A 24,822-nucleotide genomic window follows, 5' to 3' on the forward strand; every position below is an offset into this window, starting at 1 on the left:
TGTTTTCGGGTGCGGCGGGCCGGACCACCGTCGGTGCGACGGCGGTCTGGCGGGCGCGGTGGGATCAGGTGGTGGTGGCGCGGTTGCGGGCGAGGAACTGGGAGAGGCTGCGGAACTGCACCTGCTGGACCAGGACGGCGACGACGATGATGCCGCCCTTGACCATGTTCTGGGCCTCGGTGGAGAGGCCGTTGATGGCGAAGAGGTTCGTGATCGTGGAGAAGATGACCACCCCGAGCAGGGAGCCGATGATGGTGCCCCGCCCGCCGCTGAGCAGCGTGCCGCCGATGATCGCGGCGGCGATCGCGTCCAGCTCGTAGAGGTTGGCCATCGCCGCCTGGGCGGAGGTGGCCTGCGCCGTCAGCATGATCGCGGCGATGCCGCAGCAGAGGCCGGAGAGCGCGTAGAGCAGCACGGTGTGCCGGCGGACGTTGATGCCGGCGAGCCGGGCCGCCTCGGGGTTGCCGCCGACGGCCACCGTGCGGCGGCCGAAGGTGGTCCGGTTGAGCAGCACCCAGCCGGCCGCCACCACCGCGGCGAGGATGTAGACCAGCAGCGGGATGCCGAGCAGCTTCACGGTGGCGATGCCGTTGATGAAGCTGTCGTTGGAGACCTGGGTCTGCTTGTCGGAGATCTCGGCGGCCAGGCCGCGGGCGGCGACCATCATGGCCAGCGTGGCGATGAACGGCACCAGCCGCCCGTACGAGATGAGCAGCCCGTTGACCACGCCGACGGCCAGCCCCACGGTGAGCGCGCTGAAGATCATGCCGCCGGCGCCGTAGCTCTGGGTGGCGACCGTGGTGCACCAGACCCCGGCGAGCGCGACGATCGCGCCGACCGAGAGGTCGATGCCGCCGCCGATGATCACGAAGGTCATCCCGACCGTGACCACGCCGACCACCGAGGCGAGCTTGAGGATGGTGAGCGTGTTGCCCCACACCCAGCTCGCGTCGCCGTAGAGGTCGGGCCGGGTCAGGATGCCGATGACCACGAGCACCACCAGGGTGGCCAGCAGGCCGAGGTTGCGCTTGGCGCCCTCCCCGCCGTCGCCGCGCCACCAGGAGAGCCGGGCCGACGCGTCGGCCTTCGCGGTCTCGGCCGGGTCGACCGGCGGCGACTGGGCCGGCAGGTCGGCCGCCCGCTCCGGCGCCGCGGTGGGTGTCGTCTCGCTCATGCTGGCGCGCCTTCCATGAGGGACCCCGCCATGACGAGGTCGAGCACGGTGTTCTCGTCGAGTTCGCCGGCCGGGGCCTCGCGGACCACCCGGCCCTCCCGCATCACCAGCACCCGGTCGGCCAGGCCGAGCACCTCGGGCACCTCGCTGGAGACCAGCAGCACCCCGACGCCCCGCGCGGCGAGTTCCCGGATCACCTGGTAGAGCTCGGCCCGGGCGCCCACGTCCACGCCCCGGGTCGGTTCGTCGAGCAGCAGCAGCCGGGTGTTCCCGAGCAGCCACCGGCCGACCACCACCTTCTGCTGGTTGCCGCCGGAGAGGGTGCGCACCGCCCGGCGGACGTCCCGGGGGCGCAGGTCCAGCGAGGCGGCGATCCGGTCCGCCGCGGCCCGTTCCCGCCCGGCGTCGGTGAAGCCGAGGCGGGCGTACCGGCCGAAGGTGGCCAACGTGACGTTGCGGTAGATCGGTTCACCGAGCAGCAGCGCCTGGCTCTTGCGCTCCTCGGGAGCCATCCCCATGCCGGCCCGCACCGCCGCGCCGACGCTGCCCGGCCGCAGCGTCCGCCCACGCATCCGGACCGTGCCGGCCTGCGCCCGGCGGGCGCCGTAGATCGTCTCCAGCAGCTCCGAGCGGCCGGAGCCGACCAGGCCGGCGATGCCGACGATCTCCCCGGCGCCTACGTCGAGCGAGACGTCGGCGAACTCGCCGTGCCGGGTCAGCCCCTCCACCCGCAGCAGTTCCTCGCCGGCGGGGTCGTCGGCGGGACGGTCCGGGAAGACGTACTCGATGGTCCGGCCGGTCATCCGGGCGACCAGGTCGCGGGTCGGCGTGTCGCGGGCCGGCAGGTTGGCCGCGGTGGTCCGGCCGTCCTTGAGTACGGTCACCCGGTCGCCGATCTCGCGGATCTCCTCCAGCCGGTGGGAGATGTAGATGACCGCGATGCCCTGCGCGGTGAGTTCCCGGATGATCCGGAACAGGTTGCCCACCTCGTCGTGGGCCAGCACGGCGCTCGGCTCGTCCATGATGATGAGCCGGGCCTCGTGGGAGAGCGCCCGCGCCATGCTGACGATCTGCTTGCCGGCCGCCGGCAGGTGCCGGACCAGCCGCCCGGGCGGGATCTCCGGGTGGCCGAGCCGGGCCAGGATCTGCCGGGTCCGCCGGGCCATGTGCCCGCGCCGGACGAAGCCGAGGCGGCGCGGCTCGTGGCCCAGGAAGGCGTTCTCCGCCACCGACAGGTCCTCGACCAGGTCGAGTTCCTGGTAGATGGTGGCGATCCCGGCCCGCATGGCCGCCTGCGGGTTGGCGAAGGCGGCGGGCTCGCCGCGCCACACCACCTCGCCGGAGTCCGGCCGGTGCACCCCGGCCAGCACCTTGATGAGGGTGGACTTGCCGGCGCCGTTCTGCCCGAGCAGGCAGTGCACCTCGCCGGCGCGCACCTCCAGCTGGACCCCGTCCAGCGCGCGTACGCCGGGGAAGGTCTTGACCACGTCGGTGAGGCGCAGCACCACCTCGCCCGCGACGGTGTCGGCGGGCGCCTCGACCAGCGGTTCGTTCGTCACCTCGGCCTCCTCGCTGTGAGTCACTGTGCCGGCTCCGTTCGCGACTGCGGGGCTCGCAGACCCGGCTCTCTCCTCGCGCTCACGCTGCTTCGCCGAAGGCGAGGTCGCTGGCGAGCACCGCGGCGCCGGCGACGCCGGCGCGGGGACCCAGCTCGGAGAGGACGACCGGCAGGTTGCCGGTGGCCAGTGGCAGCGAGCGGCGGTAGACCACGCTGCGGATCTCGGCGAGCAGGATGTGGCCGAGCTGCGCGAGCCCGCCACCGATCACGATCATCGACGGGTTGGTGAAGCTGACCAGGCCGGCCAGCACACTGCCGACCCGCCGGCCGCCGTCGCGGATGAGCTGGATGCAGGTGACGTCCCCCTCGACCGCCCCCTGCGCCACGTCCAGCGCGGTCACCGTGCCCCGGGCGGCGAGCCGCTCGGCGAGCGCGGGCGACACCTCGGCGCGGGCCGCGGCGGTGGCCGCCCGGGCCAGCGCGGCCCCGCTGAACACCGCCTCCAGGCAGCCGAGGTTGCCGCAGGAGCACATCGGACCGTTCGGGTCGACCTGGATGTGGCCGATGTCGCCGGCGCACCCGTCGGTGCCCCGGTAGACCTCGCCGTTGAGGTAGATGCCGCAGCCGATGCCGGTGCCGATCTTGATGAACAGGAAGTCGTCCACCGAGTGGGCGACGCCGCCGTGCCGCTCGCCGATCGCCATGATGTTGACGTCGTTGTCGACCACCGCCGGGCAGCCGTGCTCGCGGGTGAGCAGCTCACGCACGGGGAAGCGGTCCCAGCCCGGCATGATCGGCGGGGAGACCGGGACGCCGTCGCGGAAGCTCACCGGGCCGGGAACGCCGATGCCGATGGCGTCGAGCCGCTCGTACGCGCCGTCCACCCTGGCCTTGTGCAGCAGCTCGTTGACCCGCTGGAGGGTCACCTTCGGGCCGGACCGGATGTCGGCGGGCTCGGTGTAGGCGGCCACCGGCTCCAGCCGGCCGTTCACCACCTCGACGTCGATCGAGCTGGCACCCAGGTCGACGGCGGCGAAGCGCAGGTGCGGGCTCAGCTCGACAAGCGTGGAGCGGCGGCCGCCCCGGGAGGCGGCCAGACCGGCCTCGGCCACGTAACCGAGGTTGACCAGGCGTTCCAGCTCGGCGAGGAGGCGCGGGCGGGGCATCTGGAGCCGGTCGCCCAGCTCGGCCCGGGAGACCGCCCCCTCGTCCCGGAGCGTTCGCAGGAGCTGTACGTGCAGGGGGTCGACCGTCCGCACCGGGACTCACCTCCGCATCGGAGTCGTTCACATCGACGCAACGGCGACGTGTCGTGTCCGACACAGTAGGAGCCTTCCGGGTCACGTGTCCATAGCTTCGGCACATCCGGGCCAAACTTTTGTCCATCCGAGCAAAAGCAGGTATTGGATCATGGAAACTCGGCCCGAGTGAGCGGTTCCGGATACGCCGCCGCCCCCGGCGCGGACAGCGCGGCCGGGGGCGGCGGGGTGGAACGGAGCGGTCAGCGGCGGGTGGCCGCGTTGCGCTTCTTCTTCAGCTTGCGGTCGTCGCGCAGCTCGACGTACGGCTCCTCGTCGGCCGGGTGCCCGGCCGCGATGGCGCGGCTGCGTTCCAGCTCGGCGTCGAACTCCGCGCCGAGCAGGATGGCGATGTTGCTGAGCCAGAGCCAGACCAGGAAGACGATCACCCCGGCCAGCGCGCCGTAGGTCTTGTTGTACGAGGCGAAGTTGCCCACGTAGAGGGCGAACAGACCGGAGATGACCAGCCAGATCACCACGGCCAGGATCCCGCCCGGGCTGACCCAGCGGAAGCCGCCGTGCCGGGCGTTCGGCGAGGCCCAGTAGAGGATCGCGAACATCAGGCTGACCAGCACCAGCAGCACCGGCCACTTGGCGATGTTCCACACCGTGACGGCGGTCGAGCCCAGCCCGATGGCGTTGCCCGCCTGCTCGGCGAGGCCACCGGTGAAGACCACGATCACCGCGCTGATCAGCAGCATCACGCCGATCACCGCGGTCACGCCGAGCCGGATCGGCAGCGTCTTCCAGATCGGCCGGCCCTCCGGCACGTCGTAGATGCTGTTCGAGGCGCGCATGAAGGCGCCGATGTATCCGGACGCGGACCAGAACGCGGCCAGCAGACCGATGATCGCCGCGAGGCTGGCCAGGCCACCGGAGGCGCCGGCCTGGTCGATGGCGCTCTCGATGATCTTCTGGACGCTCTCCTCCGGCACCGCCTGGTCCACGGTGTCCTTGACCCCCTCGGTGGCCTTGTCACCGAGCAGGCCGAGCACGGAGACCAGCACCAGCATTCCCGGGAAGATCGACAGCACGCCGTAGTAGGTGAGGGCGGCGGCCCAGTCGGTCAGGCTGTCGTCCTGGAACTCGCGGACCGTGCGCTTGAGCGTCGCCACCCAACCCGTGCCCGGCAGGTCGGTGGGGCTGTCCGGCCCCTCGTCCGGGCCGACCGGCCCGGTCCGGTCGCGCCCGTGCCGGGCGGAAGACTCGTCGGTGGCCATCGCCCCTCCCTCGTCGTCGGTGTCGTCCCACGACATGCCCCGACGGGAGGGCCGGTTAACCACCTACTTGTACAACAGCCTGCTCATCCGCCGGGAGGCGACCGCGAGCATCACGACGGTCAGCGCCACCAGGTAGGCCACGTCGAGCAGCCAGGACCAGCCGGACGCGCCCACGCAGATGCCCCGGATCAGGTGCACCGACCGGTAGAGCGGGGTCACCTCGACCAGCCAGCGCAGCACCGCCGGGTAGGCCTCGGCCGGGACGAACGTGCCGGAGAAGAGGAACAGGGTGAACTGGGCCGACCCCATCAGGTCGAAATCCTGCCAGCTGCGCATCAGCGTGGAGACCGTCATGCCGAGCGCGCCGAACGCGAAGCCGACCAGCACCGCCGCCGGGAACGCGGCGAGGGCCCGGCCCGCGCTGGTCAGGCCCATCGTCACCATGAGGACCAGGAACGCGGCCGAGTAGAGGGCGCCCCGGATCATCGCCCAGCCCAGCTCGCCGAGGGCGATCTCGAACGGCTGCACCGGGGTCGCGATGACCCCGTCGTACAGCTTCATGTACTTCATCTTCCCGAAGAAGTTGAAGGTGGTCTCGGCCAGCGCCCCGCTCATGGCCGACGACGCGAGCATGGCCGGGGCCACGAACGCCGCGTAGGAGACCACCTGACCACCGGGCAGGGGCAGGTCACCGACCAGCGCGCCCACCCCGACGCCGATCGAGAAGAGGTAGAGCACCGGCTCCAGGAAGCCGGAGAGCAGCACCAGCCAGTAGGCGCTGCGCAGCGCCGTGAGGTTGCGCTCGGTTACCGAGGCCGAGCGACGCGGCGCGCCCTCGAAGCTGACCAGCCGGGGCAGGACGAGATTGACCACGACACCCCTCCCCTAGACGACGAGCTGACGGTGGAACACGCGCCGGGCCAGCCACCAGCCGACGGCGGCCCAGACGGCGAGGTAGAGCAGGTGACCGGTGACCGACCACTCCGGAGCGACGCCGAGCGTCGCGGCCCGGCACAGGTCCACCCCGTGCCAGAGCGGGGTCGCGTAGGCGAACTGGCGCAGCCCGTCGGGCAGCGACGAGACCGGGAAGAACACGCCCGCGAAGAGGGTCATCGGGATCACCGCGAACCGGAACAGCAGGGCCAGGTAGCTGTCGCCCGGCACCGCCGCGGCGTACGCGAAGACCGGCGCGGCCACCGCCAGGCCCAGCAGCAGGCTCACCGGCAGGACGGTCAGCGCCCAGGGCGAGCGCAGCGCCCCGAACAGCGCCGTCACCAGCAGGAACGCCGCCGTGCTGGTGAGCACCCGGAACAGCACGAAGGCGAGGTGGCCGCCGAGGATGTCGCCGGTCCGCAGCGGCGCCGCGACCTGCGCGTGGTAGGTGCGGATCCAGCGGAAGTTGCTGAGCACCGGCCAGGTCGACTCGGCGACGGCGACCTGGAAGGCGGTGGAGGCGATCAGGCCGGGCACCAGCCAGTCCAGGTAGGTCACCCCGCCCACGCCCTGGTCCACGTACGCGCCGACCCCGACGCCGAAGCCGAGCACGGTGAGCACCGGCAGCAGGAAGGACGAGAAGACACCCGCCCGCCAGGTCCGGCGGTAGCCGACCAGGTGGTGGGAGAGCACCGCCAGCGCCGGCACGCGGGGCAGCCCCGGACCGGCCCGTTCCGCCACGGTCACCTGGACCACCCCCGTCCTCCGCGCATGTCGCCCTTCCTACCGCTCGGGTACGACAGGCCGCCGGTCACCCTACGACGGGCGACGGACGGTGTCGCCGGGGTTTCCGCGAGGTCGGGCCGCTACGGCCGGCCGGCGACCCGCGTGACGAACGCGCGCCACGCCTCCGGGGCGAACGCCAGCACCGGACCGGTCGGGTCCTTGGAATCGCGTACGGCGACCACGCCGGGAAGGTTCCCGGCCACCTCCACACAGGCGCCGCCGCTGCCGTTGCTGCGGGTGCTCTTGCGCCACTCGGCGCCGGTCAGGTCCATGTCTCCGCCACTTCCGAGATCAATTCGAGGGACTGCTGGTGCGACAGCGCCTCGCCGCGGATCGACTCCCACACCTCGACCATCTGCTGCACGAACTCGGCGCGGTCCACCACCTGGCCGTGGCGCTGTCCCTCCAGGTAGACGACATCCTCCCGGCCGGGTGAGGTGGCGATCACGAAGGGGCCGTCGAGCCCAGCGTAGGCCCCGGCGGAGAGCGGCACGACCTGGATTCGGACCCGCGTCAGCGCGCGACCGAGCTTGACCAGGTGGGCCAACTGCTCGCGCATCACCTCCGGCCCGCCGACCCGGCGGCGCAGCACGTACTCGTCGACGACGGCCGTGAACAGCGGTGGCCGGTCGCGGGTGAGGACGCTCTGGCGGTCGAGCCGCGCGGTCACCTGCTGGTCGATCTCGTTCGCCGCGAACAACCCGGCCCCGGCCAGCACGGCGCGGGCGTAGCCCTCGGTCTGCAACAGACCCGGCATGTAGAGCGGCTCGAACCAGCGGAGCGCCGTGGCCTCCTGCTCGATGCCCGCCCAGTCGCGGAACCACGGCACCACCGTCTCGCGGCTGATCCGCCGCTGGATCCGCTCGAACCGCCCGTCCGTGCCGAACACCGTGTCGCAGCGGCGGGCGAAGTCGAGGCCGGGCCGGCGCTCGCACGTCTCCACCTTGGCCACCAGCGCGCCGGAGTAGCTCAGGGCCTCGGCCAGCGCGCTCTGGGACAGGCCACTGCTGGCTCGGGCGAGCCGCAACTCCTCGGCGAAGTGGTCCAGCATGGACGAACGGTCCACGGACAGCCTCCGTACATCCTCGTACCGCTCCGGGCCGGCCGCCGTACGCCCTGGTCGTCGGCGCGCGGGATCTCCCACCGTAGTCGCCCGGTCACCAGACTGTCACGCAGCGGAACCGCTCACGGGCACCGGACGGCGGGCGGAACCAGGCCGGGGGTGCCCGCGCACGACGAGGTGCGCGGGCACCCCCTTCCCACGACGGAGGCCCCATCCCATGCGACCCACGTTCTGGCGCCCGAGGCCGCGCGGCGGCGAGGAGGGCGTGCGCTGATGCCCCGCTACCGTCCGCACGTGGCGGCGCGACCGTCCTGGCGCTGCCGGGCCTGCGGGGCCCCGTGGCCGTGCTCGCCGGCCCGGCTGGCGCTGCTCGGCGAGTATCGCGAGGACCGGATCGCGCTGCTCGTCTACCTCGGCACGCTGCTGTGCGAGGCCACGGCGGACCTCACCGACGCGCATGGGCGGAACGCGCCGCAGCGGCTGGCCGACCGCTTCCTTACCTGGGCCCGGGCACGCTGACGCCCCTTCCACGACGCCGACCTCCCCCGCTGGCGTTGATCAAGAAGTTTGCGTCGGGATTCGCTTGAAGTACGGCGCAAACCTCTTGATCGACGGGGGTGGCCGTCAGGGCGGAACCGGGGCCGGGTCAGCCGGCCGGGGTGGGGTGGACGGGGAGCAGGTTGCGCTCGGCGAAGACCTTCTTGGCGACGAGGGTGGCGTTGACCGCCCGCGGCACACCGCAGTAGACCACCGCCTGCAACAGCGCCTCGACGATCTCCGACGGCGTCAGGCCGGCGTTGAGCGCGCCGTTGACGTGCACCTCGAGCTGGGTGCCGGCGTCGCCAAGGGCGGTGAGGATGCCGAGGCACATCAGCTCGCGGTCGCGGCGCGCGAGTTCGGGCCGGACGTAGAGGTCGCCGTAGGACCAGGCGACGGACCGGTAGCTGAGCTCCGGTGAGACGTCGGCGAGGGCCTCCAGGAGTTTCTGCCCGGCGCCGCTGTCGGCCTGCCGCAGCGCCTCCAGACCCCGGTCGTACTGCTCGTCTCCGGTCATGGTCATGCCCTACCTCTGAGCGGTCGTCCTGTCGGCTGGGCCAGCGCCCGAGCGCGGTTACCCACGGCCGTGCCGGACAAACGACCGCATCGCGGGTGGAGTGCTCAGTCGATCAAGGTGCGGCCGGTGAGGTGGAGGAAGACGTCCTCCAGGCTGCTGCGCCGGACCAGGACCCCGGCCGGGACGAGGCCGCGCGCGGTCACCTCGGCCACCGCGGCGTCGCCGTCGGCCACGTAGAGCAGGACGCGATCCGGCAGCACCTCGACCCGCTCCCCCAGCCCGCCCAGCTTGCCGGCGAACGGCTCCTGGGACTCGGCGGCGAAGCGCAGCTCGACCACCTCGCGGGTGGAGTGCTGCTCGATCAGCGCCCGGGGCGAGCCCTCGGCGACGATCCGGCCGCCGTCCATCACCACGAGCCGGTCGCAGAGCTGCTCCGCCTCGTCCATGTAGTGCGTGGTGAGGACCAGCGTGACGCCCTGCTGCTTGAGCCGGAACAGCCGCTCCCAGACCAGGTGCCGGGCCTGCGGATCGAGGCCGGTGGTGGGCTCGTCGAGCAGCACGATCTCGGGGTTGTTGACCAGCGCGCGGGCGATGGTCAGCCGCCGCTTCATGCCGCCGGAGAGCGGCTCCACCTTGCTCTCGGCCCGCTCGGCGAGCTGGACGAAGTCGAGCAGCTCGGCGGCCCGCTCGCGGGCCACCCGGCGCGGGATGCCGAAGTAGCGCGCGTAGGTGGTGAGATTTTCGCGGACGGTCAGCTCCGGGTCGAGGCTGTCGAGCTGCGGGCAGACCCCCAGCCGGGCCCGGATCGCCGGGCCGTCGCGGACCGGGTCCATGCCGAGGATGCGCAGTTCCCCGCCGGAGGGTGGCGAGATGCAGCCGATCATGCGCATGGTGGAGGACTTGCCGGCGCCGTTGGGGCCGAGAAAGCCGAACGCCTCGCCGGGGCGCACCTCGACGTCGATGCCGTCGACGGCGGTGAAGTCGCCGAACCGCTTCACCAGCCCTCGCGCCTGGATGAGTGGTTGCGTGCTGGTCACCGGCCGACCCTAACCGCCCGGTCCGACAGGCTCGACCGGTTAACGCGGGGGGGGGCGCAGTCGGACGGACACGTAGAGTAAGACCAGCTACGGAAGGTGAGGGATCGAGTGGCGGCCGCCGGCGGCCGATGAACCGGACCTAACTCGCCATAGTGGACGGATGCCCGTCGCGCGTAGGCGAATGCGGGAAAATGGTTGCCGCTTTTCGCGCAACAATTGTGAAGACCATTCGGAATCAGCGTGCGGTGAGTGATTAGCCGTTCATTCCGGTCACTCAATGCAATCATGCCCGGCAATGTTCCATGGTGTAGACGATTCGCGTATCGTGCCCCATCGTGTCGCCCGTTCGCCCCTCCGACGCAACTCCCCCGCCGCCCGGCTCCACGGCGGCGGGGCCCGCGCCGTCCGATGTGGACGTCGTTGCGGTGCCGCTCCCGCCGGACGAGGGCGCCACCGCCGACCCGGTGTGGGCCGACGACGGACCGGTGGAAGCGCACCACGACACCCGGGAACTGGCGGCCCGATTCGAGGACGAGAAACCGGGCCGGGTGCTGTCCGGACCGGTCGGGTTGCTGTTCACCGGTGGCACGGTCGCGGTCGCCCTGCTCGCCCTTTGGCAGGTGTTCTTCCCGCTTCCACAGGGCAGCAAGTACTACCTCATCTTTTTCCTCGCCGGCGTGCTGCCGATGGTTTTCCTGGCGTACCCCTCAGGGGTGCGGCTGCGCCGGCGGCCCGCGGACGACGGGCCGGCGGAGCCGCGCGGCCCCAGCCCGGTCGACTGGCTGCTCGCCGTCACCGCGCTGCTGGCCTGCCTCTACCCCGTGCTGCCGGTGACCGTCGGCACGGGCGGTGGCGGCTACGACGCGTTCCTCGACCGGCAGGGCCTGCTGGAGCCGCTGGACGTGGCACTGGGCACGGTGCTGCTGCTCCTGCTGCTGGAGGCGTGCCGGCGCACCACGGGGTGGATCCTCCCCGCCGTCTGCCTGCTCTTCCTGGCCTACGGCTACTACGGCGGGCTGCTGCCGCAGTCCTGGCCGGTGGCCCACGCCGGGCTCGACTTCGCGCAACTGGTCGACGCCTTCTACAACTCCGACAGCGGCTTCTACGGCACCCCGCTGGACGTGGCCGCCTCGTACATCATGCTGTTCACCATCTACGGCGCGGTGCTGGACCTCTCCGGGGCGGGCCGGTTCTTCGTCGAACTCTCCGCCGCCGCCTTCCGCCGCTCCCGCACCGCCGCCGGGCGGACCGCCGTCGCCTCCGGTTTCCTGCTCGGCACGGTCTCCGGCTCGGGTGCGGCCACCACGGTCAGCATCGGGGCGGTCACCTGGCCGATCCTGCGCCGCGCCGGCTACCCGGCCGAGCGGGCCGGCGGCATGCTGGCCGCCGCCGGCGTCGGCGCGATCCTCTCCCCGCCCACGCTGGGCGCCGCGGCCTTCATCATCGCCGAGTACCTGGGCGTGTCGTACCTCCAGGTGCTCGGCTGGGCGACCGTGCCGACGATCCTCTACTACCTGGGCATCCTGCTCTCCGTCGAGATCGACGCCCGGCGCTCCGGGGTCCGCCCGGTGGTCATCGACACCGGCTCGGCCGGGCGTCTGCTGGCCCGCTTCGGCTACCACTTCCTCTCGCTCATCGTCATCATCGTGGTGCTCGCCACCGGCGCCTCGGCGACCCGGGCCGTGGTCATCGCCACCGTGCTGGCCGCCGCGCTGTCCTTCCTGGACCGCCGGCACCGGCTCACCCCCGCCCGGCTGGTCGAGGCGCTCAGTGGCGGCGTACGCGGGGTGCTCGCGGTGAGCGCGGTCTGCGCCGCGGCCGGCATCATCACGGCCACCACCACCAAGACCGGCCTCGGTCCGCAGGCCGCCGCGCTGCTGGTCGGCGGGGCGCAGGCGGTCAACTCCGAGCCGGCCGTCGTGCTCGCCCTCACCGCGCTGCTCGCGGCCGTCGCGCTCAGCCTGCTCGGGCTGGCCGTGCCGGTGACCGCGTCCTTCGTGATCGGCTGGGTGATCATCGGCCCGGCGCTGCTGCACCTCGGCGTCGCCGCCCCCGCCGCGGCCATGTTCGTCTTCTACTTCGCGGTGCTGTCCGAGGTCTCCCCGCCGACCGCGCTCGCCGCGGTGGCCGCCGCCGCGGTCACCGGCGGCCGGCTGGTGCCGACCATGTGGCAGACCCTCCGGTACGCGCTGCCCGCGTACCTGATCCCGATCGCCTTCGTGATCACGCCGACCGGCCTCGGCCTGCTCGGCATCGGCGGGGTCGGCCGCATCGCGGTGGCCGGCGTCGTCTCCGCGCTCGGTGTCACCGTGCTGGCCGTGGCGGCCGGCGGCTGGCTGCCGGGCGTCGGGCCGGCCGGCACGCCGGAGCGGATCCTCGGCGCGGTCGCCGGGCTGGTGCTGCTCTGGCTCGAACCCCTGCCCGTCGCGGTCGGCGCGGTGCTCGCCGCGCTGGCCGTCGCGGGCGTGCTCGTCCGACGTGGATCCGCCGGTCGCGCCGGCGGCCCGTCGGTCCCTGAATTGGTGGACCACCGGGAGGAGAAAGAGTGAGACGGATCGACGTGCGGATCGCCGCGGGTGTCGGGGCGCTGGCCCTGGTCGCGGCCGGCGCCGCCGGATGCGGGGGCCGTCAGGACGGCGCGGCCAAGGACGACGCCGCCCGCGAGATCACCTGCAAGGTCACCAAGGACACCCGGGTCGGCATCGCCACCGGCAACGCCACCGGCGTCTACTACCCCGTCGGCAACGCGCTGGCCGGCCAGCTCTCCGCGGCCACCGGAGGCAAGCTCACCGGCACGGCCGCCGAGACCGGCGCGTCGGTGCAGAACGTCGAGCAGCTCGTGGCCGGCCAGTACGACGTGGCGTTCTCCCTCTTCGACACGGCCGTCAACGCCGTCCAGGGCAAGGGCAGCTTCAGCTCCCCGCAGCCGGTCAAGGCGCTGGCCCGGATCTACGACAACTACACCCAGGTGGTCGTCCGGGCCGACTCGGGGATCACCTCGGTCGCCGGCATGAAGGGCAGGAAGATCTCCACCGGGTCGCCCAAGTCCGGCACCGAGGTCATCGCCAACCGGCTGCTCACCGCCGCCGGGCTGGACCCGGCCAAGGACATCCAGGCGCAGCGGCTCGACCTGACCAAGACCGTCGACGGGATGAAGGACGGCAGCATCGACGGCTTCTTCTGGTCCGGCGGCGTGCCCACCGGCGGGGTGACCGACCTGTTCACCACGGCCGGCGACAAGGTGAAGTTCCTCGACATCAGCCCGCTGCTGCCGAAGATGGCCGAGCTGAACCCGGCGTACCAGGCCGGCACCATCGGCAGGGACATCTACAACACCGGCGCCGACGTGCCCACCATCGTGGTGCCGAACGTGCTGCTGGTCCGGGACAACCTCGACGCCGACGTGGCCTGCGTGATCACGAAGACGGTCTTCGAGAAGAAGGACACGCTCGCCCAGGCCAACCCGGCCGCCAAGGGCATCGACCTGGGCAACGCCCGCAGGACCGACCCCGTCGGGCTGCACCGCGGGGCGGACCGGGCGCTCAAGGACCTCGGCGCGAGCTGACCCGACGAGCCGGGCCCGGAACGACCGTCCGGGCCCGGCCCCGACCTCGACCGGGAGACCCCCGTGCCGCTGCCCCACCCCGCCCGCGTACGCCGGCACCACCGGCCCGCGGACCGCACCGGCCACCTCCGCTCGGTCCGGGTGCAACTGCTCGCACCCATCCTGGTGGCCACGGTCGGCCTGGTGGTGCTCGGCGCCGCCCAGACCGACGCGGCGCTCGACGCCTCCGCCGACGCCGACCGGGCCCGCGTGCTCGCCGGCACCGCCACCGCCACCGTGCGGCTGGTGCACGAGCTGGAACGGGAACTGGGCGAGACGGCGGCGCTGCGCCAGCGCGGGGGCACCGCCGGCCGGCCGCTGGTCGACGCGCAGCGGCGCCGGGTGGACGCGGCGGCCGCCCGCTACCGCGCGGCCAGCGGCGACGCCCGGCGGGCCGCCCCGGACCTGACCCCGGTGCTCAACGACGCGGACGGGCGGCTGGGCCAGCTCGCGCCGACCCGGGACCTGGCGCTCGGCGGGGACAGCGGCGACCCGGCGTACGGGACGCTCGTCGAGTCGCTCCTCGCCGTGGCCGACGCGCTGCCCGCCCAGCTGCGCGACGCCGACCTGGCCAACGAGGCGCGGGAGGTGGCCGCGGTGGCCGCCCAGGAACACCTCTCGGCGCTGGAACGCGACCTGCTGCGCGGGGTGTTCGTCCGCGGCGCGCTGGTCCGGGGCGAGCTGGCCCGGCTGGGCCGGCTCCGGGGCGCCCGGGAGCAGCGCCAGGCCGAGTTCCTCCGGATCGCCGCCGGCCCGGCCAGCTCCGCCTGGTACCGGCTGGTCGACGGCGCCGACGTGGAGACGTCGCGGCGGATGCGCGACGCCGTGCTGGACACCGACGGCGCGCCGGAGTCGCTGAAGACCGACGGCGACGCCTGGTACGTGGCCCAGAGCGGCGCCATCCGCCGCTACAACCTGCTCGGCCGGGAACTGTCCGACGGGCTGGACCGGGACGCCGCCGCGCTGGCCCGGATCGCCCGGCAGCGGGCCCTGCTCACCGCCGGCGCGACCAGCACGGTGGCGCTCGGCTCGCTGCTCACCGCCGTGCTGCTGGCGGTCCGGACCAGCCGGCGGCTGCGCCGGCTGCGGGTCGCGGCGCTCACCATGGCCAACCGGGAGCTGCCGGAGCGGATCACCGCGATCGCCGCGGGCGAGGGCGCGCCGGTCGAGGGCACGGCCACCCGGCTGACCGACGGGATCCGCCGGGACCGGGACGAGGTGGCCCAGGTCGCCGAGGCGTTCGACACGGTCAACAAGGCCGCGCTGCGGCTCGCCGGCGAGCAGGCCGAGCTGCGGCTCGACGTGACCCGGATGGCCGAGGCCCTCGCCCGGCGCATCCGCACGCTGATCACCCGCCAGCTCCGCCTGCTCGACGAGTTCGAACGCGAGGAGACCGACCCGGACGCGCTGGCCCGGCTCTTCGCCCTGGACCACCTCGCCGCCCGGCTGCGCCGCAACGGGGAGAACCTGCTGGTGCTCGCCGGTGGCGAGCCCGGCCGCGGGCACGAGGGGGCGCTGCTCCTCGAGGACGTGGTCCGGGCGGCCGCCTCCGAGATCGAGGACTACCCGCGGGTGGAGATCGACGTGCCGACCGCCGCCGTGCACGGCGCGGCGGCCGGCAACCTGGTGCACCTGCTGGCCGAACTGCTGGAGAACGCCACCGTCTACTCCCCACCGGACGCCCGGGTGCTGGTCGACGGGCGGCGCACCGTCGACGGGCTCACCCTGCGGGTGCACGACCAGGGCATCGGCATCAGCGAGAGCCGGCTGGCCACCATCAACGAGCGGCTCGCCGCGCCGGCCACCCTGTCCAGCGCCGCCGCCGGCAGCATGGGCCTGCACGTGGTGGCGCACCTGGCCGCCCGGCACGGGATCCGGGTGCAGCTGCACCACACCGGCAGCGGCACGGTCGCCCAGGTGGAGGTGCCCGAGGCGGTCCTGACCCGGGTCGAGTCGGTGACCCGGCGGCCGGCCGCCGCGGCCCGCCCGGCGGCCGGCCGCGGCGCCCCCTGGTTCCGGCCCAAGGCCACCGGCCCGGCGACACGGCGGCCCGCCACCGGCGCCCGGCACCCGGTCACCACCGCCCCCGAGCCGGCCGTCCTGGGGTTCCGGCCGCCGCCCGGCCCGCAGCCCGGGACGGCGGTCGAGGCCGGCGACCGCGCGCCCGCCGGGCCCGTGGCCGGCGGACCGCCGCCGCCCGCCGCCGTCCGGGGCGTCGCCGCCGTACGCCCGCCCGGCGCCGCCCTGCTGGCGCCGAGCGCCGCCCGGATCCGGCCGGCCAGCGCCCCGCCCGCGGCGCCGCAGACCACCGGCGCCGGGCTGCCGCGCCGCACCCGCGGCGGGCAGCTTCCCGCGCCGCTGCCCACCACCGCCCCGCCACCGCGGCCCGCGGACGACCTGCTCGACCCCGAGGTGGTGCGCGCCCGCCTGTCCGCCCTCGCCGAGGGGGTGGCCAGCGCGATGCGCCGTGCCCCGAACACCACACCCACCGGGAGAAATCCATGACCTCACCCGTGACCGCCGGACTCGACTGGCTGCTGGCGAACTTCGCCGAGCAGGTGCCGGACGTGTCGCACGCCCTCGCGGTGTCCGAGGACGGCCTGCGGCTCGCCGCGTCCCCCGACCTCGCGCCCGACCAGGTCGACCAGCTCGCCGCGGTGATCAGCGGACTGGCCAGCCTGACCGTCGGCGCGGCCCGGCTGATGTCCGCCGGCCGGGTACGCCAGCAGATCGTCGACATGGACGGCGGGGTGATGCTGGTGATGGCGGTCGGCGAGCGGGCGCTGCTCGGGGTGCTCGCCGCGCCCGGCTGCGACCTGGGCCAGATCGGCTACGAGACGGCGACGCTGGTGCAGCGGGTGGCCGAGGCGCTGGAACCGGCGGCCCGCCGGTGACCCGCCGCCCGCTGCGGCTGGTCGCGGCGCTCCTGCTGGCCGCCCTGCTGGCGGGCTGCGGCGGTGCCGACACCGGGCCGCGGGCCTGGCACGACGGGCGGATCTTCCTGGCCACCGGCAACACCACCGGCGTCTACTACCAGCTCGGCGGCGGCTACGCCGACCTCATCAGCCGGCACCTGCCCGGCTACGAAGCACGGGCCGAGCCGACCGGCGCCTCGGTGGAGAACATCACCCGGCTGGCCGGCGGCGACATGGAGATCGCCTTCAGCCTGGCCGACACGGCCGCGGACGCGGTCAGCGGCCGGGGCGCGTTCGACGGCCGGCCGCAGCCGGTGCGGGCACTGGCCCGGATCTACAGCAACTACACCCACGTCATCGTCCGGGCCGGCGGGAAGATCGACACCTTCGCCGACCTGCGCGGCAAGCGGATCTCCACCGGCTCGCCCCGGTCCGGCACCGACATCATCGCGGGACGGCTGCTCACCGCCGGCGGGATCGACCCCGACAAGGACATCCAGCGGCTCAACCTGTCGCTGCCGGAGACCGTGCAACGGATGCGGGCGGGCACCCTGGACGGGATGTTCTTCTCCGGCGGCCTGCCCACCCCGGGCATCAAGGACCTGCTCTCCAGCGCGCCCGGGGTGTTCCGGCTGCTCCCGCTCACCGACCTGGCCGAGCCGCTGGCCGCCCGCTACGGCTCGGTCTACACGACGGCCGTGCTGCCCAAGGATGTCTACGGCACCCCGGCGCCCACCCCGACCATCACGGTGGCGAACGTGATCCTGGTGGCCGCGGACATGCCGGACCAGCTCGCGTACGACCTGACCCGGGTGCTCTTCACCTGGCAGGGCGAGCTGATCAAGGTGCACCCGGAGGCGGCGAACTTCACCCGGGAGAGCGCCGCCGCGAGCCAGCCGATCCCGCTGCACCCGGGCGCCGTGCGCTACTACCGCAACGGCTGACGGCTCAGAGGTTCGCGGGGGCGGTGGCGGCCCGGGCGGCGGCGACGAGCCGGTCCGTCTCGGCGGTCACCGCCTCGTCGTCGGCGGGCGTGCCCGGGTCGTACCGCACCGTCCACGTCAGACCGTCCGCGCCGGGGACCCGGCGGGCGACGATCCGGCCCGCGCCGCCGGGCACCGGGTGGTGCGCCGTGTACGCGACCGAGCGGGTGACCCGGGCGCGCACCTGGTGCGGCAGCTCCCCCGGGTCGAGCAGCAGGTAGGTCTCGGCGGGACAGTCGGCGACCACCAGGTAGCCGTCCCGTTCGGCGACCCGGTCGGCGGGGGTGACGGTCAGCTCGCGGCCGGACCAGACCGCCTTGAGGACGTCGTGCCAGCCGATCCGCTCGCCCCGGCCGGGCAGCCAGAGCCCCAGGTTGCTGGCCACCACCACGCCGTCGCCCTCACCGTTGCCGACGGCGGCCCAGGCGAGCACGCGCTCGTCGGGGCGCAGCGGCGGCCGGTCGGCCGGCGGCAGCTTCGGCTTGCGGCTGAACAGTCCCATCTACAGCCCTCCGGCGGCCTGCTCGCGCAACGCCCGCGCGTGCTGCTCCAGCGACAGCAGTTCCCCGAAGAGGGCGAAGTACTCGTCCTTGTTGCTCACCGGGTTGATCCGCTGGATCTTCGACTTGAGGTCCTTGATCCGCCCGGTCACCGAACCCCACTGGAGGCGGGCCATGGTGACCGACACGTACCGGGGGTCGGGCTCGCCGTCGATGCGCAGCGGCTCCACGGCCAGTTCGCCGACGAGCGCCTGGCCGGCCAGGTCGTCGCAGGCGTCGCGGACCTGCTCGATCCAGACCGCGCCGCCGGCGGCCGCCGCCGCACCGCCGGCCGCCGCGATGGCCGCGCGGACCGCGACGTGCACGGGGTGCCGGTATTCGGCCGCCTCGACCGCGTCGAACATCGGGCCGGCCAGCACCGGCTCCTGGAGGGCGAGCTTCAGCGCCTCGCGCTCGACCATCGAGCGCGGACTGTCCACGCTGGGCGTGACCGGAGCGGGCCGGGCCGGCGCCGTGGACCCCCCGGCGGGCTGGCCGTTGGCCGCGGCGAGCACGGCGCGCTGCACCGGCTCGATCTCCATGCCGAGGTCGCCGGCGAGCTTGCGGACGTACTCGGGGCGCTTCTCCCGGTCCTTGATCTTGGCGACGAGCGGGGCGGCCCGGCGCATCGCCTCCACCCGGCCGTCGACGGTGTCCAGGTCGTACCGGTTGATCACGTGGCGGAGCGCGAAGTCGACGAGCGGCTCGCGGCGGGCGACCAGGTCGCGGACCGCCAGATCGCCCTTGGCCAGGCGCAGCTCGCACGGGTCCATGTTGTCGGGGCTGACCGCGATGAACGTGCGCCCGACGAAGCGCTGGTCGTCCTCGAACGCGCGCAGGGCGGCCTTCTGGCCGGCGGCGTCGCCGTCGAAGGTGAAGATGATCTCGCCGGCCACCGCGTCGGTGTCCATGAGCAGCCGGCGCAGCACCCCGATGTGGTCGGCGCCGAACGCCGTGCCGCAGGTCGCCACGGCGGTGGGCACGCCGGCCAAGTGGCAGGCCATCACGTCGGTGTAGCCCTCGACCACCACCACCTTGCCCTGCTTGGCGATCTCCCGCTTGGCCTGGTCGATGCCGTAGAGGACGTGCGACTTCTTGTAGATCGGCGTCTCGGGGGTGTTCAGGTATTTCGGGCCGTCGTCGTCGTCGAAGAGCTTCCGCGCGCCGAAGCCGATCACGTCGCCGGTGAGGTCGCGGATCGGCCAGAGCAGCCGGCGCCGGAACCGGTCGATCAGGCTGCCCGAGCGGGACGGGCGGGACAGCCCCGCGGTGACCAGCTCGTCGTGGGTGAAGCCCTGCTGGCGCAGGTGCTTGGTGAGCAGGTCCCAGGCGTCGGGGGCGAAGCCGCAGCCGTAGCGCTCGGCGGCGGCCCGGTCGAAGCCCCGCTCGGCGAGGAACTCCCGGGCCCGCCGGGCGCCGGCCGTGCTGAGCTGGGCGCGGTAGAAGTCGACCGCGGCGGCGTGCGCGGCCACCAGGCGCTGCCGCTGCCCCTGCTGGGGGCGGGGGCGCGGGGCCGAGCGGTCGTCCTCGACGTAGCGCAGCTGGATGCCGGCGCGGGCGGCGAGCCGCTCGACGGACTCGACGAAGCTCAGGTGCTCGGCGTCCATGAGGAACTTGATCGCGTCGCCCCCGGCCCCGCAGCCGAAGCAGTACCAGACGTTGCGGGCCGGCGAGACGTTGAACGAGGGACTCTTCTCGTCGTGGAACGGGCAGAGGCCCTTGAGGTTGCCGCCGCCGGCCGACTTGAGCGTCACCGTGTCCGAGATGACCTCGGCGATGGAGGTGCGCTCGCGGACCAGCGCGATGTCCTCGTCCCGGATCCGCCCCGCCATCTCCGCCACCTCCTCGGCGTACATCCTGCCCTGCCGGACCGACGATCCGGCGGTCGGGGGGACGGGCGTGTGGCGGACGCCGCCCGCCCCCGGGTCACGCCGAGCGGCCGGCCCCCGTGGCGGCGTCCCCGATCCGGGGGAACGGCTCGATGGAGAAGACCACCTCGACCGGCACCTCGAAGTACGCGGCGATCCGCAGCGCCAGGTGCAGGCTGGGCCGGAACTCGCCCCGCTCCAGGTAGCCGACCGTCTGGTAGTGCACGCCCAGCGCGTCGGCGAGCTGCCGCCGGGAGACCCCCCGTTCGGCGCGCAGCACGGCGATCCGGTTGTGCACGGTCTCGCTCATCGGCGCCCTCTCATCCGACCCGCTGCATGGCCCGTTCCCGCCGGGCCGCCACCCGCGAGCCGGACTCCCGCCGGGCCATCCGGCGCAGCACCACCGGGGCCAGCACCAGCCCGAGCACCGCCCACGCACCGAGCACGCCGAGGGTCTCCAGGTGGCGCCAGGAGCCGCCCAGCTCGACCGCCGCCAGGTCGGCGGGGCGCAGCGCCGAGCGCATGCCCAACCCTAGCCAGTAGACCGGGAAGACCTGGGCGACGCCCTGGAGCCAGCCGGGCAGGCCGTTGATCGGGTAGAAGATGCCGGAGAGCGCGATGAGGCCGAAGATCGGCAGCACCACGAGGCCCATGTTCCGGGGATTCTCGATCAGCGAGCCGACCACGGCGCCCAGCGGGAGCGTCGCCACCAACCCGAGCGGCACCACCCAGGCCAGGGTGAGCCAGGCGCCGGGGTCGCCGAGCCGGATCCCGTCCAGGAAGAACAGCCCCGGCGTGAGCTGGAGCACCACCCCGATCAGCGACACCGCCGAGATCAGCACGATCTTCCCGATGAGGTAGCCGAGCATCCCGTTCGGCGTCGCCTTGGCCCGCAGCAGGGTGCCGTCCTCCCGGTCGACGATGAGCTGCTGGGACAGGCCGAGCAGCCCGCCGAAGATCAGCCCCATGCCGATGGTGCTGGGCAGCGCCCGGGCGCCGAGGGAGAAGTCGGTGCCGGGCACCGTGGAGCCGCGCATGAAGAACATGGCGACCAGCAGGACCGCCGTCGGGAAGAAGTAGTTCCAGAGGTCCTGCGCGTTGGTGAAGGTGTTGCGCAGCTCGATCATGCCGCGCCGGACACCGGCCCGGACGGCCGTCACGGTCGGGTTCATCGCTCGCTCCCCTGCTGCCAGACCCGGGCGGCCCGGCCGGCCCGCAGCCCGGACTCCTCCTCGTGGACCAGCGTGATGTAGGCGTCCTCCAGGCTGGCCCGGCGGACCTCCAGCTCCTGCACCCGGTCGCCGTGCTCGCGGAGCAGGTCGCGCAGGAAGCCGGTGGCGTCGGCCGTGGCGTGCACGAAGCGCTCGCCGTCCCGGGTCCAGCGGATCTCCGCGTCGCCGGCGACCCGGCGGGACAGCTCGTCGGGTGACCCGTCGGCGATGATCCGGCCGCCGGCCAGGATGAGGATCCGGTCGGCCAACTTCTCGGCCTCGTCCAGGTCGTGCGTGGTGAGCAGGATGGTGGTCTCGTCCAGGTCGGCCAGGCGGTGCACCAGCTCGTGGAACTCGCGCCGGGCGGCCGGGTCGAAGCCGACCGTCGGCTCGTCCAGGAAGAGCAGCTCCGGGCGGCCCACGATGCCGACGGCCACGTCGAGCCGGCGGCGCTGGCCGCCGGAGAGCTGGTGCACCCGCTTGCCGGCGTGCGCGGTGAGGCCCACCGTGTCCAGCAGGTCGTCGGTCGGCCAGGGCCGGGGAATCCGGTCGGTGGCGTACGGCGCGTAGAAGTCGCCGAGGTGGGCCAGCAGGTCCCGGACCCGCCACTTGCCGTGGTCGCGCCAGGACTGGAGCACCACGCCGATGCGGGCGCGCCAGCGCTCGTCGCCCCGGCCCGGGTCGACGCCGAGCACCCGGACCGACCCGGCCGAGCGCAGCCGGAAGCCCTCCAGGATCTCGATGGTGGTGGTCTTGCCGGCGCCGTTGGGGCCGAGCAGGGCGAGCACCTCGCCGCGCCGGGCGGTGAGGTCGACCCCGTGCAGCACGTCGACGGTGCCGTACCGCATGCGCAGGTCGCGTACGTCGAGGACCAGGTCCTCGTCGGGTGGGTGGGGAGCCGTGGCGGCGCCCGGCAGTTCGACCGCAGTCATGCCGCAGAATGTAGCATCTCTACTACAACCTGAGGTATACCCGCTTTCTGTCGGGGAGCGGACCGGGTCAGCGTCCGGGCCGGTGGAACCAGCGGGTCACCGGTGGCGGGTTCTCCTCCTCGTACGACCGGGCGGCGCGCACCGCGGCGGCCAGGCCGGACCGGCGCAGGCCGGGCCGCGGCCGCACCGCCGGGTCGACGGCCATCTCCCGCACGAGGGACACCGCGAGGCCCAGCATGACCACCACGAACGGCAGCGCCACGAGGATGGTGGCCTGCTGCAACGCGGCCAGGCCACCGGCCAGCAGCAGCGCCGCGGCGACCGCCCCGATGAGGACGCCCCAGAGCACCACCACCCCCCGGTGTGGCCGCAGCGCGCCCCGGGAACTCAGCGAACCGAGCACCAGGGCGGCCGAGTCGGCGCCGGTGACGAAGAAGAGCGCCACCAGCACCGCCGCCAGCGCCGTGGTGACCGTGGCCAGGGGCAGCGCGTGCAGCAGCCCGAAGAGCGCGTTCTCGGCGCTCGCCCCGACGTCGGCCACCAGGTCGCGGGTGCCGGTACGCTGCACCCGCAGCGCGGTGCCCCCCATGATCGCGAACCAGACGACGCTGGCCGCGCTGGGCACCAGCAGCACCCCGGTGACGAACTCGCGGACCGTGCGCCCGCGCGAGATCCGGGCGATGAAGATGCCGACGAACGGCGCCCAGGAGATCCACCAGGCCCAGTAGAAGATGGTCCACGAGCCCAGCCAGGCCGGATCGGTGAAGGCCCCGGTCCGGGTGGACATGACCACCAGGTGGCTGAGGTAGTCACCGACCGAGGCGGGCAGCACCTCCAGCGTGTAGATGGTCGGGCCGGCCACGAAGACGAAGACCATCAGGGCCACGGCCAGCACCACGTTGCTGGTCGAGAGCCACTTGATCCCCTTGTGCAGCCCGGTGAACGCGGAGACCACGAACGCGGCGGTCAGCGCGGCGATCACCACCAGCTCGACCGCCGTGCTGTCCGGCACGCCGGTGGCGCTGTCCAGGCCGGCCGCCACCTGGAGCGCGCCGAGTCCGAGGCTGGTCGCCGAGCCGAACACGGTGGCGAAGACCGCCAGCAGGTCGATGGCCTGCCCGGCCGGCCCGTACGCCCGGGCGCCGAGCAGCGGCGCGAACGCCGCCGAGATCCGGCTGCCGCGCCCCTTGCGAAAGGTCGAGTACGCCAGGGCCAGCGCCGCGACGGCGTAGATGCCCCACGGGTGCAGGGTCCAGTGGAACAGCGTGTACTGCATGGCCGTCGCGGCGGCCGGCCCGGTCTGCGGCTGCACCCCGGCGGCCGGTGGCGGCGCGGCGTAGTGCTGGATCGGCTCGGCGACGGCGTAGAAGACCAGGCCGATGCCCATGCCGGTGCTGAACATCATGGACACCCAGGCCAGCGTGCTGAACTCCGGCTCGTCGTCGTCGGCGCCGAGCCGGATCCGGCCGAACCGGGATGCCGCGAGCACCACGGACAGCACCAGGAAGGCGTCCGCGGCCACCACGAAGAACCAGCCGAAGGTGCTGATCACCCAGGACAGCCCGGACTTGCCGAACGCCGCCAGGGAGGCGCGGCCGAAGATCCCCCAGCCCACCACCGCGAGCACGCCGGCCACGCCCAGCCCGAGCACCAGCCGGTCGGTCCGCTCCGCCGGCCGGTCCGGCCGCACCTGCTCCGCCATGGCCCCATCCTCAGCGGGTGGGTCACCCCGCGGGGGCCGAACGACCAGGATCCCCGGGCCCGGTGCCGGGGATTCGATCAGACGGGAAGGACGGCCGACTCCTCGGCCTCGACCTGCGCGTTCCAGGCCGCCTTGGTGGAACGCCAGCCCTCGTCGTCCATGCCCCGGCGCCAGTAACCCGAGATGGACAGGTCACCCCGCGGCACACCGCGCTCGACCCGCAGCAGCCGGCGCAGCTCCTTCACCGCGGTGGCCTCGCCGTGCACGAAGGCGTGCACCCGGCCGGCCGGGAACTCCAGCGCCCGCAGCGCCTCGACCAGCGGCTCGCCCACCGGGCGGCCGGCGCGGTGCAGCCAGCGCAGCTCGACCGCGCCCGCGCTGGCCAGCGGCAGCTCGTCGGCGGGCCCGTCCACCTCGACGTACACCTTGGCGGGCGCCCCGGCGGGCAGGCGCTCCAGCGCGGCGGCGATCGCCGGCAGCGCGCTCTCGTCCCCGGCCAGCAGGTGCCAGTCGGCCTTCGGGTCCGGGGCGTACGCCCCGCCGGGGCCGGTGAACAGCACCCGGTCGCCGGGACGCAGCCCGGCCGCCCACGGCCCGGCCAGCCCCTCGTCGCCGTGGTGCACCACGTCCACGGTCAGCTCGCCGGCCGCCGCGTCCCAGGCCCGCACCGTGTACGCCCGCAGCCGCGGCCACTGCTGCGCCGGGAACTCGCGCTTGATGGTGGCCAGGTCGGTCGGGTGCGGGTAGCGCACCCCGTCCGGCGGGAAGACGAACTTCACGTAGTGGTCGGTGTAGGCGCCCACCGGCAGGCCGGTCAGCTCCGCACCGCCGAGCACGAGCCGGATCAGGTGCGGGGTGGGCCGCTCGGTCCGCACGACCGTGGCGGCGGTGAGCTTCTTGGGGCGCTGCTCCGTCATGCTGCTTAGGCTAGCCTAAGTCGCTGAT

The 24,822-nt window shown here is 73.7% G+C and carries 23 protein-coding genes; 6 read left to right on the forward strand and 17 right to left on the reverse strand.

The features are described from left to right. Positions 1-64: 64 nt before the first annotated feature. The 8 genes from FXF50_RS16625 to FXF50_RS16660 form a co-directional block, all read right to left on the reverse strand. Entirely contained in the window at positions 65-1,174 is a 1,110-nt protein-coding gene (locus FXF50_RS16625) for an ABC transporter permease (RefSeq protein WP_148428790.1), read from the reverse strand. Then, positions 1,171-2,733: a sugar ABC transporter ATP-binding protein gene (locus FXF50_RS16630; protein WP_148428792.1), complete on the reverse strand. Its 1,563-nt coding sequence runs from the start codon at positions 2,731-2,733 to the stop codon at positions 1,171-1,173. The genes FXF50_RS16625 and FXF50_RS16630 overlap by 4 nt, the downstream gene beginning before the upstream one ends. Before the next feature lie 79 nt (positions 2,734-2,812). Beyond that, positions 2,813-3,991 (reverse strand): ROK family transcriptional regulator, encoded by a 1,179-nt coding sequence (locus FXF50_RS16635; RefSeq protein ID WP_148428794.1) that lies wholly within the window; start codon positions 3,989-3,991, stop codon positions 2,813-2,815. 242 nt (positions 3,992-4,233) lie between these two features. Next, positions 4,234-5,286, reverse strand: a complete 1,053-nt coding sequence (locus FXF50_RS16640; protein WP_370464116.1) for a YihY/virulence factor BrkB family protein — start codon at positions 5,284-5,286, stop codon at positions 4,234-4,236. A 27-nt stretch (positions 5,287-5,313) separates the two neighbouring features. Beyond that, positions 5,314-6,123 carry an ABC transporter permease gene (locus FXF50_RS16645; RefSeq protein WP_148428796.1) on the reverse strand — a complete coding sequence of 270 codons (810 nt, stop codon included), beginning with the start codon at positions 6,121-6,123 and terminating at the stop codon, positions 5,314-5,316. Positions 6,124-6,135: 12 nt separating this feature from the next. Continuing rightward, positions 6,136-6,930, reverse strand: a complete 795-nt coding sequence (locus tag FXF50_RS16650) for an ABC transporter permease (RefSeq protein ID WP_370464121.1) — start codon at positions 6,928-6,930, stop codon at positions 6,136-6,138. A 119-nt stretch (positions 6,931-7,049) separates the two neighbouring features. Then, positions 7,050-7,241, reverse strand: coding sequence for a DUF397 domain-containing protein (locus tag FXF50_RS16655; protein WP_148428801.1), 192 nt, complete (start codon positions 7,239-7,241; stop codon positions 7,050-7,052). Then, a complete protein-coding gene (locus tag FXF50_RS16660; protein WP_255510064.1) occupies positions 7,232-8,035 on the reverse strand; it encodes a helix-turn-helix transcriptional regulator in 804 nt (267 codons plus the stop codon). The genes FXF50_RS16655 and FXF50_RS16660 overlap by 10 nt, the downstream gene beginning before the upstream one ends. A 291-nt stretch (positions 8,036-8,326) precedes the next feature. Here FXF50_RS16660 and FXF50_RS16665 point away from each other — a divergent pair, with 291 nt between their 5' ends. Then, a complete protein-coding gene (locus FXF50_RS16665) occupies positions 8,327-8,551 on the forward strand; it encodes a flavin reductase (protein ID WP_255510065.1) in 225 nt (74 codons plus the stop codon). 127 nt (positions 8,552-8,678) lie between these two features. On the opposite strand, the gene FXF50_RS16670 is transcribed toward FXF50_RS16665, so the two are convergent. After that, on the reverse strand, positions 8,679-9,092 hold the full coding sequence (locus tag FXF50_RS16670; RefSeq protein ID WP_222866062.1) for a carboxymuconolactone decarboxylase family protein: 414 nt from the start codon (positions 9,090-9,092) through the stop codon (positions 8,679-8,681). Positions 9,093-9,190: 98 nt separating this feature from the next. Next, entirely contained in the window at positions 9,191-10,123 is a 933-nt protein-coding gene (locus tag FXF50_RS16675) for an ABC transporter ATP-binding protein (RefSeq protein WP_148428805.1), read from the reverse strand. A gap of 425 nt (positions 10,124-10,548) precedes the next feature. Here FXF50_RS16675 and FXF50_RS16680 point away from each other — a divergent pair, with 425 nt between their 5' ends. The 5 genes from FXF50_RS16680 to FXF50_RS16700 all read left to right on the forward strand — a co-directional run bounded on the left by FXF50_RS16680 (position 10,549) and on the right by FXF50_RS16700 (position 17,586). Then, entirely contained in the window at positions 10,549-12,672 is a 2,124-nt protein-coding gene (locus tag FXF50_RS16680; protein WP_370464117.1) for a TRAP transporter permease, read from the forward strand. Next, positions 12,669-13,688 (forward strand): TAXI family TRAP transporter solute-binding subunit, encoded by a 1,020-nt coding sequence (locus FXF50_RS16685; RefSeq protein ID WP_148428810.1) that lies wholly within the window; start codon positions 12,669-12,671, stop codon positions 13,686-13,688. Before FXF50_RS16680 ends, FXF50_RS16685 begins: the two co-directional genes overlap by 4 nt. Positions 13,689-13,751: 63 nt before the next feature. Then, complete coding sequence (locus FXF50_RS16690; RefSeq protein ID WP_148428812.1) at positions 13,752-16,232, forward strand: sensor histidine kinase; 2,481 nt, start codon at positions 13,752-13,754, stop codon at positions 16,230-16,232. Beyond that, positions 16,229-16,621, forward strand: a complete 393-nt coding sequence (locus FXF50_RS16695) for a roadblock/LC7 domain-containing protein (protein WP_148428814.1) — start codon at positions 16,229-16,231, stop codon at positions 16,619-16,621. Before FXF50_RS16690 ends, FXF50_RS16695 begins: the two co-directional genes overlap by 4 nt. Continuing rightward, a complete protein-coding gene (locus FXF50_RS16700; RefSeq protein ID WP_148428816.1) occupies positions 16,618-17,586 on the forward strand; it encodes a TAXI family TRAP transporter solute-binding subunit in 969 nt (322 codons plus the stop codon). Before FXF50_RS16695 ends, FXF50_RS16700 begins: the two co-directional genes overlap by 4 nt. Positions 17,587-17,590: 4 nt before the next feature. Here FXF50_RS16700 and FXF50_RS16705 read toward each other — a convergent pair whose 3' ends face one another. The 7 genes from FXF50_RS16705 to FXF50_RS16735 all read right to left on the reverse strand — a co-directional run bounded on the left by FXF50_RS16705 (position 17,591) and on the right by FXF50_RS16735 (position 24,794). Continuing rightward, positions 17,591-18,127: a hypothetical protein gene (locus FXF50_RS16705; RefSeq protein ID WP_148428818.1), complete on the reverse strand. Its 537-nt coding sequence runs from the start codon at positions 18,125-18,127 to the stop codon at positions 17,591-17,593. Continuing rightward, positions 18,128-20,020, reverse strand: coding sequence for a DNA primase (dnaG, locus tag FXF50_RS16710; protein ID WP_148428820.1), 1,893 nt, complete (start codon positions 20,018-20,020; stop codon positions 18,128-18,130). 70 nt (positions 20,021-20,090) lie between these two features. Then, positions 20,091-20,342, reverse strand: coding sequence for a helix-turn-helix transcriptional regulator (locus FXF50_RS16715; RefSeq protein ID WP_148428822.1), 252 nt, complete (start codon positions 20,340-20,342; stop codon positions 20,091-20,093). Positions 20,343-20,352: 10 nt separating this feature from the next. After that, complete coding sequence (locus FXF50_RS16720) at positions 20,353-21,204, reverse strand: ABC transporter permease (RefSeq protein ID WP_148428824.1); 852 nt, start codon at positions 21,202-21,204, stop codon at positions 20,353-20,355. Next, on the reverse strand, positions 21,201-22,175 hold the full coding sequence (locus FXF50_RS16725) for an ABC transporter ATP-binding protein (protein ID WP_148428826.1): 975 nt from the start codon (positions 22,173-22,175) through the stop codon (positions 21,201-21,203). The genes FXF50_RS16720 and FXF50_RS16725 overlap by 4 nt, the downstream gene beginning before the upstream one ends. A 67-nt stretch (positions 22,176-22,242) precedes the next feature. Next, positions 22,243-23,877 carry a BCCT family transporter gene (locus FXF50_RS16730; protein ID WP_148428828.1) on the reverse strand — a complete coding sequence of 545 codons (1,635 nt, stop codon included), beginning with the start codon at positions 23,875-23,877 and terminating at the stop codon, positions 22,243-22,245. Between the two features lie 77 nt (positions 23,878-23,954). Then, the gene (locus FXF50_RS16735) at positions 23,955-24,794 is read right to left on the reverse strand and encodes a siderophore-interacting protein (RefSeq protein WP_148428830.1); all 840 of its coding nucleotides are present in this window, start codon (positions 24,792-24,794) and stop codon (positions 23,955-23,957) included. Between the last annotated feature and the right edge of the window lie 28 nt (positions 24,795-24,822).

The sequence above is a fragment of the Micromonospora sp. AP08 genome (assembly GCF_008085935.1).
GTDB classification, from domain to species: domain Bacteria; phylum Actinomycetota; class Actinomycetes; order Mycobacteriales; family Micromonosporaceae; genus Micromonospora; species Micromonospora chersina.

What these genes read in the sequence shown, in the direction of transcription:
- FXF50_RS16625 (WP_148428790.1), bottom strand. Translation starts at nt 1,174, where the DNA reads ATGAGCGAGACGACACCCACCGCGGCGCCGGAGCGGGCGGCCGACCTG.
- FXF50_RS16640 (WP_370464116.1), bottom strand. Translation starts at nt 5,286, where the DNA reads ATGTCGTGGGACGACACCGACGACGAGGGAGGGGCGATGGCCACCGAC.
- FXF50_RS16655 (WP_148428801.1), bottom strand. Translation starts at nt 7,241, where the DNA reads ATGGACCTGACCGGCGCCGAGTGGCGCAAGAGCACCCGCAGCAACGGC.
- FXF50_RS16670 (WP_222866062.1), bottom strand. Translation starts at nt 9,092, where the DNA reads ATGACCATGACCGGAGACGAGCAGTACGACCGGGGTCTGGAGGCGCTG.
- FXF50_RS16695 (WP_148428814.1), top strand. Translation starts at nt 16,229, where the DNA reads ATGACCTCACCCGTGACCGCCGGACTCGACTGGCTGCTGGCGAACTTC.
- FXF50_RS16705 (WP_148428818.1), bottom strand. Translation starts at nt 18,127, where the DNA reads ATGGGACTGTTCAGCCGCAAGCCGAAGCTGCCGCCGGCCGACCGGCCG.
- dnaG (WP_148428820.1), bottom strand. Translation starts at nt 20,020, where the DNA reads ATGTACGCCGAGGAGGTGGCGGAGATGGCGGGGCGGATCCGGGACGAG.
- FXF50_RS16715 (WP_148428822.1), bottom strand. Translation starts at nt 20,342, where the DNA reads ATGAGCGAGACCGTGCACAACCGGATCGCCGTGCTGCGCGCCGAACGG.
- FXF50_RS16720 (WP_148428824.1), bottom strand. Translation starts at nt 21,204, where the DNA reads ATGAACCCGACCGTGACGGCCGTCCGGGCCGGTGTCCGGCGCGGCATG.
- FXF50_RS16725 (WP_148428826.1), bottom strand. Translation starts at nt 22,175, where the DNA reads ATGACTGCGGTCGAACTGCCGGGCGCCGCCACGGCTCCCCACCCACCC.
- FXF50_RS16730 (WP_148428828.1), bottom strand. Translation starts at nt 23,877, where the DNA reads ATGGCGGAGCAGGTGCGGCCGGACCGGCCGGCGGAGCGGACCGACCGG.
- FXF50_RS16735 (WP_148428830.1), bottom strand. Translation starts at nt 24,794, where the DNA reads ATGACGGAGCAGCGCCCCAAGAAGCTCACCGCCGCCACGGTCGTGCGG.